Origin of the sequence: Limnobacter sp. SAORIC-580, from assembly GCF_013004065.1 — a bacterium.
GTDB lineage: Bacteria > Pseudomonadota > Gammaproteobacteria > Burkholderiales > Burkholderiaceae_B > Limnobacter > Limnobacter profundi.
The window spans coordinates 174,504-187,438 of record NZ_CP053084.1 but is presented as its reverse complement, the minus strand read 5'-3'; the positions used below and the strand labels follow the sequence as shown (position 1 = coordinate 187,438).

At 47.6% G+C, this 12,935-nt stretch carries 17 protein-coding genes; 11 read left to right on the top strand and 6 right to left on the bottom strand.

Annotated features, from left to right (window positions below; genetic code table 11):
• Window position 1 precedes the first annotated feature (1 nt).
• From HKT17_RS00850 to HKT17_RS00800, 11 genes are all read left to right on the top strand, one after another.
• On the top strand, window positions 2-352 hold the full coding sequence (locus tag HKT17_RS00850) for a hypothetical protein (protein ID WP_171097126.1): 351 nt from the start codon (window positions 2-4) through the stop codon (window positions 350-352).
• A 36-nt stretch (window positions 353-388) separates the two neighbouring features.
• The gene (locus HKT17_RS00845) at window positions 389-919 is read left to right on the top strand and encodes a hypothetical protein (protein ID WP_171097123.1); all 531 of its coding nucleotides are present in this window, start codon (window positions 389-391) and stop codon (window positions 917-919) included.
• Window positions 912-1,253 (top strand): hypothetical protein, encoded by a 342-nt coding sequence (locus HKT17_RS00840; RefSeq protein ID WP_171097122.1) that lies wholly within the window; start codon window positions 912-914, stop codon window positions 1,251-1,253. The genes HKT17_RS00845 and HKT17_RS00840 overlap by 8 nt, the downstream gene beginning before the upstream one ends.
• Before the next feature lie 16 nt (window positions 1,254-1,269).
• Window positions 1,270-1,485, top strand: coding sequence for a hypothetical protein (locus tag HKT17_RS00835; protein WP_171097120.1), 216 nt, complete (start codon window positions 1,270-1,272; stop codon window positions 1,483-1,485).
• 271 nt (window positions 1,486-1,756) lie between these two features.
• Window positions 1,757-2,011 carry a hypothetical protein gene (locus HKT17_RS00830; RefSeq protein WP_171097118.1) on the top strand — a complete coding sequence of 85 codons (255 nt, stop codon included), beginning with the start codon at window positions 1,757-1,759 and terminating at the stop codon, window positions 2,009-2,011.
• A 33-nt stretch (window positions 2,012-2,044) separates the two neighbouring features.
• Window positions 2,045-2,617, top strand: coding sequence for a hypothetical protein (locus HKT17_RS00825; protein WP_171097116.1), 573 nt, complete (start codon window positions 2,045-2,047; stop codon window positions 2,615-2,617).
• A gap of 84 nt (window positions 2,618-2,701) precedes the next feature.
• Window positions 2,702-3,886, top strand: a complete 1,185-nt coding sequence (locus HKT17_RS00820) for a hypothetical protein (protein WP_171097114.1) — start codon at window positions 2,702-2,704, stop codon at window positions 3,884-3,886.
• Window positions 3,887-3,907: 21 nt separating this feature from the next.
• A complete protein-coding gene (sctE, locus tag HKT17_RS00815) occupies window positions 3,908-4,807 on the top strand; it encodes a type III secretion system translocon subunit SseC family protein (RefSeq protein WP_171097111.1) in 900 nt (299 codons plus the stop codon).
• Between the two features lie 27 nt (window positions 4,808-4,834).
• Window positions 4,835-5,611, top strand: coding sequence for a hypothetical protein (locus tag HKT17_RS00810; RefSeq protein ID WP_171097109.1), 777 nt, complete (start codon window positions 4,835-4,837; stop codon window positions 5,609-5,611).
• Window positions 5,612-5,633: 22 nt separating this feature from the next.
• Window positions 5,634-7,658 (top strand): hypothetical protein, encoded by a 2,025-nt coding sequence (locus HKT17_RS00805; protein WP_171097106.1) that lies wholly within the window; start codon window positions 5,634-5,636, stop codon window positions 7,656-7,658.
• A gap of 19 nt (window positions 7,659-7,677) precedes the next feature.
• A complete protein-coding gene (locus HKT17_RS00800; protein WP_205882468.1) occupies window positions 7,678-8,376 on the top strand; it encodes a hypothetical protein in 699 nt (232 codons plus the stop codon).
• A gap of 224 nt (window positions 8,377-8,600) precedes the next feature.
• Here HKT17_RS00800 and HKT17_RS00795 read toward each other — a convergent pair whose 3' ends face one another.
• Genes HKT17_RS00795 through HKT17_RS00770 form a run of 6 tightly spaced genes read right to left on the bottom strand, consistent with a single transcriptional unit; the run spans window position 8,601 to window position 12,932 of the window.
• Window positions 8,601-9,701, bottom strand: a complete 1,101-nt coding sequence (locus HKT17_RS00795) for an EscU/YscU/HrcU family type III secretion system export apparatus switch protein (RefSeq protein ID WP_171097102.1) — start codon at window positions 9,699-9,701, stop codon at window positions 8,601-8,603.
• The gene (locus HKT17_RS00790) at window positions 9,698-10,498 is read right to left on the bottom strand and encodes an EscT/YscT/HrcT family type III secretion system export apparatus protein (protein ID WP_171097101.1); all 801 of its coding nucleotides are present in this window, start codon (window positions 10,496-10,498) and stop codon (window positions 9,698-9,700) included. The genes HKT17_RS00795 and HKT17_RS00790 overlap by 4 nt, the downstream gene beginning before the upstream one ends.
• Before the next feature lie 4 nt (window positions 10,499-10,502).
• Entirely contained in the window at window positions 10,503-10,757 is a 255-nt protein-coding gene (sctS, locus tag HKT17_RS00785) for a type III secretion system export apparatus subunit SctS (RefSeq protein WP_171097099.1), read from the bottom strand.
• Window positions 10,758-10,760: 3 nt separating this feature from the next.
• Window positions 10,761-11,414: a type III secretion system export apparatus subunit SctR gene (sctR, locus tag HKT17_RS00780; protein ID WP_171097097.1), complete on the bottom strand. Its 654-nt coding sequence runs from the start codon at window positions 11,412-11,414 to the stop codon at window positions 10,761-10,763.
• A gap of 7 nt (window positions 11,415-11,421) precedes the next feature.
• Window positions 11,422-12,534 (bottom strand): FliM/FliN family flagellar motor switch protein, encoded by a 1,113-nt coding sequence (locus HKT17_RS00775; RefSeq protein ID WP_171097095.1) that lies wholly within the window; start codon window positions 12,532-12,534, stop codon window positions 11,422-11,424.
• Window positions 12,519-12,932 (bottom strand): hypothetical protein, encoded by a 414-nt coding sequence (locus tag HKT17_RS00770; RefSeq protein ID WP_171097093.1) that lies wholly within the window; start codon window positions 12,930-12,932, stop codon window positions 12,519-12,521. The genes HKT17_RS00775 and HKT17_RS00770 overlap by 16 nt, the downstream gene beginning before the upstream one ends.
• Between the last annotated feature and the right edge of the window lie 3 nt (window positions 12,933-12,935).

The window sequence follows — 12,935 nt, the reverse complement described above, 5'->3', positions numbered from 1 at the left end:
AATGGGACAACTGATGATGCTGCCTCCACCAGAATTTCCCGATCCTTTGTGTATCCACAACGACTGGACACTATTGCCAAGCCACACAGATTCAAATGATGAAAACGGCAAGCAGTTTTTTCTGGTCTGGATCGGAGATTCACCACTTACCCCACGCTTTATTGCTGCAGCGGAATCTCTGAATCAAGAAAAACATACATCAGCCTTTCCGGGTTTCAAAGTCATGTTCCACTCAGAACCAACTCCTGGATTTGTAGTTCATACCAAACCCAACTGGAACATACAGTCCGAAACCCAAGCCCGCACGGCACTTGAGCAAATCCTTTGGGAAATCAATCGACAAATAAATTGAGGTTAAAACACTCGCCTTAATTCTGGAGCTTATTAAATGACGATCAATACGCAGTATGACCCCTTGAAAATTTCTGAAATTACAAATCGAAAACTGGATGCAAAAAATCGCCGAACTGTACCCGAGGTGAGCATCCCTACATCGAACGGTCAAAGCAGCAGAGCATTCAATCATTCCAACCGAAATTCAAGCCATACAAAATCAGATCAGGACTTTCTGGGCATGTTGTTACAAGCAGATCAAACTCGCAGTCCATCTGATATGCAATTTCATCTGGATGAAAAAAAAGAACTCAATTCATTGACAGGAACTAATCATTTTTTTTCACCACAAAAGAAATGTGAGGAAAAGAATCTTCAAGCAGCTAACAACAAGTTTAACTTTTGTATAGCGAACACACTGGCTGGCGAAGTGAATGTTCAAGGCGAGTTTGATGGTCACAAATGCATTGTGTATTTGAGTTTGAAAAGTAAATTGTCTACCCAGGAACAGGCTGCGCTAGAGAAGATCCTTCGCTCGGGTCTCAGCAAAAATCTGGGTGTTGAACTGGAGATAAAAATTGATTGAATCGATTGCAGCAATTCAAACAAATAGTCCGCTCACAGGCGGCGCCAGCCCAAAAGCGATTCCCGAAGATGTATCGCGATTCTCCCAACTCCTGTCCGAGCCCAATCCAGTGAACGAGTCTGTGAAAAATTTTGTGGAAAAAGCGCAAACACAACTGGATCAAAGCAAAGTAAGTATGGACAAAAAACTTCGGGACTTTGATTCGCGTGACAGCGTATTCAGCCTGATTGATGCCATGCATGTGAGCTCAATGAAATCGGTCTCAGTTCAATTGACTGGAAAGATTGGTAGCAAAGTATCCGAAAGTTTTGAGCAGTTGGTTAAGCAACAGTAAACCCAAGGGAGGTTGTATGGAAGTTCTAGATGTAGGTTCAAGGGTGTTCGGTTTTGCTGACCGTCATGCCAAACGTGTCGATAGCTATCTGACCCAACCGGATTTCGGCTCATCCCCCGCCGATGTAGTGGTCATGAGTTATGAAATGCAAATGATGGGCTCACTGTGGCAACTTGCCGCCAGCCTTGTGAAGGACATGACCGAACCGCTCAAAAGCATCGTCAATAAATAAAGGAAAACCATGGGAACCACAGGACCAGTGACTATGCCCACATCCCCACTTTCTATCGTTGGAGAAGGTGAGGAGATTCCAGCAGGAGCTGGGGCAGAGGGTTACACCGAAGACCAATTGAACACCATTGTTGAATTGGCAACCACTCGATTGATCAACCCCGCCCTCGAGCGCCTCGAGGAATATTGGCAGGAGGAGCGACAAAAAGAAGGAGGATGAAATTCTTTTATTTTGAAGTGCAACTAGTCAACTTATTTCAAGGAGTTAAATCATGGCAGCAGCAGGTTTCCCCACCCATTCATCAGTAACCCCACAAATTGAACTTTTCGCCCAGTTCGGCGATGAAGTTCAAGAAGGTGCCTTGCAAGCGTTTTATCAGCTCTTGCAAGGCAACCCAACACCTGGCCAAGTGGCTGCCGGTGTTGCACAGCTCGGTATTTCGCTTGAAACCGCAGCGAAAATCATGTCTGCCTGCGGCAAAACAAAAGACTTCATCGAGAACGTCTACCAAGCAGCACGTATGTAATTTTTAGCACAACCCACCACTCAGGAGCACCGCATGAGCCAGTCCACGCCCCCTACAGCTGCAGGCACCACCGCCTGGCAGGAACCCGCACCTTACGAACCCGACGAAGGGAAAATAGATGAAATGTGGGAAGCAGCGGGCAATGGCGACTGGATGCGGGTATCCATTCTCATAGGTGATCTTGAGTTGGGTTGGGTTGGTTCTGAAATGAAAAGAATCGCTGAACTCGGCGAACATTATGGCCGTCTTGAAAAGGGTGCAGATTCACTGATGTCGGTGTTAAACGCCCACACCAAAGACGGCACTGTCAAGGTTAGCCAAGGCATGAAAGATTTCCTGGATGTAGCAATCACAGAAATGACTGCCGCAGGAAAACCGCCTTCAGACAAAGTAATGGAAATCATCAACAAACTGAAAAATGGTGAATCCCTTAGTCAAGCAGAAGCACAAGAATTGTACGCATGGGTCGCGGACGCCAAACTGGTGGTAGTTCCTCCCGAATATTCCAGCGAGGCCTTGGCGGCGCAAGCGAAAAGCGCGCGGGAACGTTATGACCAGTATGTAGCAAGCAGTAAGTCCCGCATCGGTATCTGGTCAAGCAGTTAATCGCCGAATCAAATGCAATTCACCGAGAACTAGCGCAACAAACCCAAACAGTCGCTTACGAACATTCAAAGCAAGGAACACACTATGAGCAGCCCTGTACCCGCCTCAGCTATACCCTGGACTACGTCTGCTGTGGACAGCACCGACCCGGTAACCACAGATACCTTGATTCGAGGTTGGCTGAACGAAAACGGATTCGATGATCTCACTGATCTGGCGCTAACCGACCTACAAGCGCTAATTGCATTTCTCTCGCAGCACACGGGTGTAGCTGGTGTAAGCGCACTGTTGAATCAGCTTAAACAACTTGAAGCCGGCTGGAGATCTTCCGGCAACGGCGAAGATAAACTCAGCAACCAGATTGATAGTCTGAAATTTCAGATCAAGTTCCTGGATATCCTGGCCAAGAACACGACGGGTGTGGATGCACTCGACGAGGCGAAACAAGCAAGCGCAGGCAACCTTCAAAAACTCGAAGATGCGAAGAAAGCCATACTCGAGGGCTCTCTGCCGTGGGAAGAGGATAACGGTGCAGCCTCTCGAGAATCAGCAGCAAGCTTACTGGCCAAACTTGAAGAACTAAAAGCATTGGGATTTGACCTGGAGGCACTTGGCTTGCAGGATTTGTACAACGGCTTAACTGCCGCCATTTCTGCGTACGACAGTGCGGTAGCTGCCGCGGGTGGTGATGCAACGAAAGTTCAACTGGCCGGCTCACAATTGCGCAAAACCATGGCGGGTGAGTTCAAAAATTATTATCTGAATTCGGGATATTCAGACCTTCACGGTTTGGTGATGCGCGAGCAAGACATCATTGAAGGTGAGAACACCTATCAAGATTACTTGGCAGTGCCAATGGATGAAAACTGGCGTCCGAATTCAGTTGGTGCATCACGCGAAGACATTCAGAAATCTTATGACGAAGCTTACCGAATGTACAAAGATGCGGAAGCGCGTGGCGATGTCGATGCAATGAATTACTTCCGCGAGCGAATGACAATTTTACGTACTGCCGGAGAACAACTGGATGCTGGGGAAACGAACCCCCTGATTGTGATCATCGAAATGTACACCAGTCTACTGAATCTGGATTCGGTCCGCTTGACGGATCTGCGTCAGGAAGCGCTAGATGCTGGCAACCAGGAACTCGCAGACAAAATTAAAACCCGAATCGATGAAATTGGTCAGTTAATCCAGGAAATCGTCAAGGGCGAGGTCAAGTTACTCGAGAACGAGCAGAACTTGATGGCTTCCATTCCGACCCGTTAAACCGATACTCGGAGACATATCATGAGCACCTCAGGCCCAAGCCTTTTGTCCCCTACCGCGAACGGCGAAGCAGCACCACTTTCTGAAGATTCATTTTTTGAGAGTCTGGCGTTGTTTACCTTGGAAAATCTGACCAAGGCCAGAGAGACTCTCACCTACATGATGGAAGGTCTGGAGGGTACAGAACGCGCAAAAGTCGCGTACATTCGCGACCAGGTTGACAAGTTCATTGAGCAACTCAAGAAATCCAAAGCTGGCGGCATTCTGGGGAAAATCTTTAAGGCCCTTGGTATTATCGGTCTGATCCTGGCGGCATTGGTGGCATGCCTGGTACCCACCCCCATGACAGTGGCTGTATTTGCCGTTGCCCTGGTGATGGTGATGGAGCCCTTGCTGGCAGAGGCTGGGGGATATGACTCCCTGATTCAAAAAGGCATGGGCGCCATGATGAAAGGCCTGACCGATGTGTTCGGGCCGATCGGTGGCGCAATTGTTGGTGCCATTATTCTTGTTGTGCTTATTGTATTGGTCACAGCGGCAGCTGCAAGTGGTCTTTCCATGGCTGGCTCTGCGCTGTCAAGCTCTACATCGACAGCAGCTCAAATGCTTCGCCAGCTACCTACATTCCTGCAAGGAATAATCACAGGGGAACTGACCGCCGCGCAACAGGCAGCGCTTCTGCGCTTTCTCGAAGCCACGGAGGCTTGCATCACTGCTGCCCAGGGTGGCCTTCAAGTGGGTATGGGCGTACTTCAGTACGAGGTGGCCAAGTTGATGCATGCCTTCAACATAGACCAAGCCTTCATCGATTTGATTAATCAGCTGTTGGAATCTGTTGGTCAGGATATCGCCTCTTATCAGGAGGCAATTAATCGCCTGATTCAAATGATGCCCCAGCTTTTTGCCCCTCTTCAAGCCTGATTCAGGCAACCCAAACCGGAGCACACCATGAGCGTAAGCGACGTTCCAGTCACCCCCCCTACCACCACCTCAACAGTGACTTCAGGGAGCACCAACACTGCTCCACTGACACCTGAAGAAAAAGGCCTGATCATCAACGAGTTGATGTCAACATTTGCGCTAACCGAAGAGCAGGCCGAGGCAATGCTGAACAAGCTTGAGCCTGCACAAGTGCGTACCTATCTGGATTTGGCCAGCGGCAAATCCAATATCACGCGAGAACAAGCCAAGGAAATGTGGGGCTTGTCGGAAGAAGAACTGGACATGATGTTCGGCGACAAAAGGCAGATTGGTGTTTTTGACAATCCGTTTGGTGACCTCTTCCTGCGATTCTTGATGCTGAGTTATGCGCTGGGATTGGATATCAAGAAGTTAATGATGGACGTCAGTGGCTTGCGATTTGACCAGGCAGTACAAGCTGCACAAAAGCGACTGGATGGGGCCACAACCGAATTTGCATGCGCCATGGCAGCAGCAGCCATTTTTGTTGCTTTCTCTGGTGCCAGTTTCTACAAAGTTGCAAAAATGCGCAACGATAAGACAGTCAATCCGAATGATCCAAAGTGGCAATGGTACAGCCCGATGACAGCCAACCTGCTGACACAACCTGTAACCTCGGGCGGTCAATTTGGCAAGGCGCTGGAGGAGTTTGAAGCGTCGGTTCTGGATGGCCACAACCAATTGCTGGACAACGTGTATCAGCAGTTGACCACATCCTGGCAGGGCTCCAACGACGCCCAACGCACTTACCTTTCCGGCCTTTGATTTTTCATCAGGAGTAAGGATTATGGCTACCAGCTCAGTCGACACAGGCTTCGTTCCAGGCGAAGGCCTTGTACCCAACGACACGCCCGTTGAGCCCGGCAATGAAAATATGGGAAGTATGGAGGTAGACGGTCAAACCTACCATTACATCAAAGTAGGCACGCGCTACTACATGTTTGACAGCGAGGCGTCACGACAGCAGTTTTTGGAATGGGCCAGCGCGGTAAGCGGTGTCGAGATTGACGATCTGAATTCGACCAATCTGTTTGACATCGTGAAACGCTACGACTTCTCGGGCGACTGGGAAAATGCAAGCGTACAGGTCATGGAAAATGGCAAACCACAGCAAGTATGGATGGTATTTGTCAAGGCACCTTTGCATGAAAAAATCGATACGCAAGCCTCCAAAGATTTCTTCGGAGGTGATATTCCCTACTTCCCAGACGGCTCCTTGCCTTACCTGAACCACCGTACATTCACTTTCACTGGTGACCCGGTGGTAGACGGCGGCCAACTTGCGGGTCTGGCAGGCAGCGCAAGGTTCCTGTTCGAAAAAAATTATGGAAACAAAGAAACCACACCAGTTAACCTTGCTGCCTTGCCAGATCCAATCGAAGAGTTATGCAAAGCCATTTTTGGCAGCAATGTAACCATTACACAAGAACATCTGAACATACTCAAACTGATGGGTTTGGTTACAGGGGATGCGACACAAGGCGTAGGAACGTGGGCGCTTTCTAGCGAAGGCAGTGAGTGTTTAAGCCGGTTTCAAGACCCGGCCATGAAAGATTTTTTGCCCTCTATGGCAATGATCAACATGACGCAGGAAGATTTGCTCCAAGCATCCGGTGCTTCAGTGTATTTCAGTGGCGAAGGCTATGCTGCCGTGCCCGATGCCAATCCACCCAGGAATTACAACGCTGCGGATGTCGAGAAACTGGCTGGTACTGTTTACGGCAAGATGAAAGACGTCGAGGAACCTCTTCCTGAGGGTTTGGGTGCAAAAGACGGTCAACAAGACATGATCTTGAAACTGATTGTCAGCCTGCTGGGTTTACCTGCAAATACCACATGGGATCAACTCACCCCAGCGCAAATCAACACCGCGGTGGCCATGGGTTTAATTGGTTACGACCAAGCCACCAACACCCTATTCATGACTAGCAACGGTGCAACTTACTTGAGCAGCAAAGCAACCGCTCCCGGCACTGCACCTCCCGAGGGTACACCCGCAGCAACTCAGGATAGCAGGCTGAAAACCTTCTGGGACGCGCTGTATATTTTCTACACCATGGGAGGTCCGCAAGCTGCTGACTCGGCAGAAGTAAACAATGGCTATGGAATTGACAACGATCGCTTCGGTACCATGGGTATTGGAATAATTGCCAACTCAGACCCGAATGATCAAGGCTTCTGGGACAGCATCGGACTAGGCCACTTAAGCGTTGAGCAACGAACTCAACTCAAGAACGCATGTATCACCATGCTGGCGCCCGAAAACAACGGGTATCTACTCGAAATTTCCCGTTCAAAAGGACTGGGCGACGCAGAGGATGGGGTGTTCAGAACGCACCAGATGCACACTTGGCTGATGGAAAATCATGGCGACTGGCAAGGCGATGGCGGGCAAGGCAGTGACGTGCGTGCACGGGATAATTTCAATAATCCATCATTTACCGTACCAGCTGAGTTTGTATTTGACCCCAATCAGTTGTCGATGAGTGCAGAGACTCAAGCCAACCTGGACTCCGTGTGCCAACAGCTTTTCGGTAAATCGTTCTCGTCCATGACGCCCGATGAGAAACGCAAGGCAATTTACATTTTGACCACCCCATTTAATCTATTTGCATACACACCGCCGCAGTACGCCGATGTGACAGGTGCAGATGGACAAACTGATCGTCGGGTGGTCACTCCAGGCATGCTGTATACACGCCCCGACTTTACTGTGCCAGGTAACGTCACAGCCGATGAACATGTACCTCCAGAGAGGGAAGAAGAAGAGGAAGAAGAAGAGGATACTGATTACTGGTATGGAAACTCTTAACTAAAAAGTGAACGGCAAAATGGCAAAAGTTGCTTGGGTTAATATTGCAGAAAAAGCAGCCTTTGCCTACTCGGCCCCTCAAAAGTTCATTCCACCCAAAGATCGGAATGGACTTTCAAAGGGGTTCTTGTCGTGCCCAGCGTTGCGGCATTACTTCGACAACACCTACATGGTGTGCAGTGCATTTACACTACGACTTCGCCGAGTTGACGAACAAGGCGGATTTACCATCAGACCCGTTTATCCGTTTACCAGTATCGCTCCGAATCGAATTGCAAAATTTGTCAAAATTCAACCAAGAAACACTTGGCGAAAACCAGAGCGGGTCGTTCTACAAATTCCTACCCCTTACCTGTTTTTCGCTGATGAGCCTATAGAAGTGGAGCAAATGCACCCAAGTCTCGGAGAAACCGATTCCTTGAATTGGAACCTGATTCCCGGTCGATTTGATATCTACGCATGGCAAAGAGTGCTGAACTTTGCTCTGGAATGGGACACTTTAAGAGGTGATTTTGTACTTCGAGTAGGCGACCCAATGTACTTCCTCAGATTTCACGGCGAACAACAAGAAAAACATGATTTGACCGAACAGGCCATGAGCAATCAACTGCGAGAAAGACTGAGACTTTTCAGAGGTATTGCTTCGGTGAGGAGAGGCAGTTTCGGATTAATCGCAGATGCATCGAAAGCGCGGGAACACGTAACACTCATGGAGTAAAAGATGAGCGGAATTTTTGTCAACGAGGTACTTGAAGTTAACAAGCATGACAGCATCGTCACCCTGTCCCTAAGACTAAACACCGTGTGCCAAAGCTGTGAACCCGTTCATGTTGTCATGCCAATCCAACAACTTCAAACTCTTCTGGCTATGTGCAGTAAATTCCTGGGTGTTGAAGTCAATGAAAAGGCCGAAGTCATAAAAACTGGTGGTTGCCCAATTAATCAATGCGGTCCGGGTGAGTCGTTGGGCGATCCCTTGTCAATTGCTGACGACACGTTCTGACTTGAAGCGGACAACTGAAAGACTGCACGAAAGACTTCAGCAGCTAACTCTAGATGTTCTCGCTGAATGTACTCATCCTCCAGACAGTCGTTGTAAATCATCCTCGCCAGCCTCACATTCACAATGATTGGAATTCCCAATTCTTTTGCACGTCTGCGAATTTCGAGTGCATCCGAATCTTCACCCATGGCCACAATGTAAGGTACATCATGTATGCCGGGTTCATAATCCAGTGCAACTGAAATATGGCTTGGGTTGGCCACAATTACTTTTGAACGATCAATACGACTTAAAGACGAATTAAGAAGATTGCGATGCTCACGCTTGCGATGTTGAATAATTTCCGGATTACCGTACAATTGCTTCTGCTCTTCTTTCAAATCGCTGTGACTCATTTTCAGATTCTTCAGGAAGTTGCTTCTCTCGATGAACCAGTCAATAAGCGCTACTACGATAAACGTGGCCAAAGTCATGAAAATTACTTTCTTCAAAACTCCCCCCAAAATGAACAACAACTGTTCCATACCAGCTCGGTAGCTATAAACCATGTCATTCAACATGCCAGCAAACACCAAAAAAACCACCCAAGCCACGATGGCTACTTTGCACAACGAAAGCAACAGTTGAAGTATCGATTTCTTTGAAAAAATATTCTTGAAGTTTTGAACAAAATCAAGTTTTTTGAATGAAGGTTGGGCCGCTTCCGGAGCCACCAGAAAACCAATTTGAGCCCAAGTCAGTAAGGTTGCGGTGATAGCACACACAGCAGCCAGTGGGAATGTAATCAACAGAAATACCTGAAAAGCAGCAGAAATTATATCAGCTGAAAAGTGATGATTGGATTGAAACCCTGAAGCCACAATCACGTCCATCAATTCCGAGAATTGTTTCCGATAACCTGGTATGAGCCAAAAAATGACCGCGTAGGCAACCATCAATTTGGACACAATCATGATGTCTTTACTCACCGACACCTGTCCCTTCTTGCGCGCATCATCTATTTTCTTTTTTGTTGCTGGAAGGGTTTTTTCTCCGCTCATTGTGTGTTCTCCAGCAAGGTGTTCAATGATTCGCTGTATTCCCTGAATAACCAGAAAATATCTTCCTCGGCAAAATGTAGTAATCCCACCAAAGCCAGAATGCCGAACAAACTTTTCAGGCTGTATTCCATGCTGTAAACCTGAAGTTGCTGCGCGAATGCAGAAATAATCTGGACTGCAATTTCAACTGCAAGAATGGCGACCAAGACAGGACCACTTAGAAGTACAGCGAATGACAAAAAATCGGCGGTGAGACGCAACAAGGTTTGTAACCAGAGCTCTGCGCCCATCAGACTAAAAGTTCCCGGGGGCATCAATAGATAACTTTTCAGTAAATGCACGGTGACCGCATGTAAGCCTGGACCGGCAAGAATAAGTGCCGTAAAAAAATAACCGAAAAGGGTTTCGATCGGAAGTTCTTCGCCGGAATCGTTACCGGTAACCTGGCCTGAAAAAGTAGCCCCACGGTACACATCTACCAATGCACCAAATCCTTTGAATGCATAGTATGGAAAGGCGATAATGAGACCCAGCAGGGCTCCAATCACAACTTCACCAAGAAAAGTCAGTACGGTGAATGCCGGCGCAGTTTGAGGTGAGGTGAAATATTCTGTGGAAGCAAGTGCAGGATAAAGAACCAAAACACTACCAACCGACATTTTAATTAGCGTGCTGCTGTAACCTTTGGACAGCAATGGAAAAAAAATCATGAACGCAATGGTTCGTGGCAAATAATAAGAAAGCACCGAGACGAACTCTCGAAGTGGATCCCCTGTGCCAATGAAAAGCTCTTCCACTTGATTACCCTGGCATGGAAATCAGGTTAAGAATAGCCTCGGTGAATTGCATGAGTGTGCCTGCCATCCAGGGTCCAAGAAGCACCAATACCAAGGTGACACACAACAATTTGATACCAAAAGGCAATGCTTGGTCTTGCAACTGAAAAATTGCCTGAATAAAACCCAGTACAAAACCAATTACCATGGTAACAATGACCACAGGTGCTGCCACCAGAAAAGACAACCAAAGCGCTTGGTTCACGTAGTAGCTGAGCATCAATTATCCCAGGTAAGAATTGACCAGGCCCTGCAGGATTTTGGCCCATCCTTCGATGGCAACAAACAGGACAATCTTCAGTGGAACCGTAAGTGACATGGGTGAAACCATCATCATTCCCAGCGCCATCAATGCACTTGATACGGCAAGATCAATAATCACAAAAGGTAGATAAAGGTACAGGCCAATTCTGAATGCTTCTGCCAATTCAGAAGCCACGAATGCAGGCATTACTACGAACAGATCTGATTTAGAGACTGGTGCTGCATCGTACTTTTTTTGAAACTGCTGAGCTGTGCTGTAAAACTTTTCCAGATAATCCGGATTCACATTGTTCATCATGAACTGCTTGAAAGGTGGCACGGCATCGTTTATGGATGTCAGTACCTCTACACCAGTCACTGGCATTTTTCCTTCGGGTGCAAAGCGCTGACCAGCATCGGTAAGTACAGGCCCCATGATGAGAAGACTCATCACCATGGAAATACCATATAAAACCATGTTGGAGGGTACCTGCTGTACCCCGATTGCATTTCGCAGTATCAGGAGCACTGCGGAAATTTTCAGAAATGAGGTAGCTGTGACTGCAACCAGTGGCAGAACTGACAGAGAGGCAATGGTGACTACAAGGCCTATTGGATTAATCGACTCTTGCATGGCGAGCTCAATCCAATCGCTTGGTAACTTGAATCATGACTTGATCTTGAAAATTCACAAGTTCACCTTCGAGTATGGGTGACCCCATCACGCACAAGCGAACAAATGGCAACGAGTGCTCACGAAGCTCAATCAAAGTACCTGCCTGGACATTGCACAGATCGTTAAACAACACAGTTGTTTTGCCCGCGTGAATTTCAAGTTCAATCTCCTCAAGTGGCGCAATCTGATTGTCATTGAAAGTATCGTCATGACCAGCAGAAGCGTTGATGTCATCAGAGCCGAAATACAGTCTTGTGTCTTCTTCATTCATTTGAATAAATACCTCAAATTGTTTCCTCAGATTTTTGTGATTTTTGAATCGAATGCCACCCCGAATTCGAATACCCTGATCCCGAACATAAAAGTTTTGCAAAGCAAGTAAGTCGCCAGGCTCCAGTAAAGCCAATTCGTGAGCGCCCCACAAGCTCCGTGTGGGGTAGAGCAGAATGGTTGTCGGTATTCGAATTGCACATCCCATCCTTTGATGGTTTTTCCAATAATCAGTGCTGTAAGTTCTTATTTTTCGATCCAGACTTTGTAATGTAAGGGCGTCGGTGGCCATGACGACCTTACACTCACGACGATGATCCAGAGCAAGGTAAGTTGCGGGTGCCTGATCGGGCCATTCCTCAAGGCTTAGAAAACGGTGGACTTGTAAATTGAGCATCAGTACGAGCTCGCCAACTGCGCTGGAGACTATGTCGAACATGGACACAAGACCCTCTGCCTCCCAATGGACCAAACGTGGCGAAACCATGCAACCGGTACGTTGGTAGACATAAGCTGGATCAACGGCCAGATCAATCTGATTTCCGTCTTCAGTGAAGGCAAGCAACCACAAGCTGGTATTAAGCCCACTGGTGTAAGGAAAGTTCTGTGTGTAGCGAAGCGAAAGCCCCTCGACTGTTGGCGACTCAAAGGGGTAGCTATACTGAACTTGATTGCTGCTGCGAGAATAGATTTGAGTGGATACCATGTCGTAACCAATCTTTCGTAATTCCGAGATTGGCCAGGATTGAGGTCTCTCGCCAAGTGAATTCTCAATAGTTTCCATATCAGAGCTCAGTTCTTGCGCCATTCGATAACCTCTTGAATCGCGATTTTTCTTTTCTCGGCAGCCCTGGATTTTTGAAGACTTTCTTCAAGCATTTCCTTGGAGACCTCCAAGTGCTTCTGGGCTAGATCAATGTCACGATTCGCATCCATGATTCGTTTCGCACCTTGCAATTGCATTTTGGAAAATGCCTCCACTCGATCAATTTTCACGAAGTGACCATTAACCAACTCGGCCAAACACTCATGTTGTGTTTGACGAACCTGGGTCTCGGTTGTGGTTAAACCACTTACCTTGTCTTCTACGTCTTTCGCCGCGAAGTTTCGTTCCATTTCACGCATGCGTGCAGCTCGATTCAATGAGTCTGAACGCATCTGACGAATTCGAAGAAGTGCTTTTAAATCCTTGTCGATTGAATCCATCTT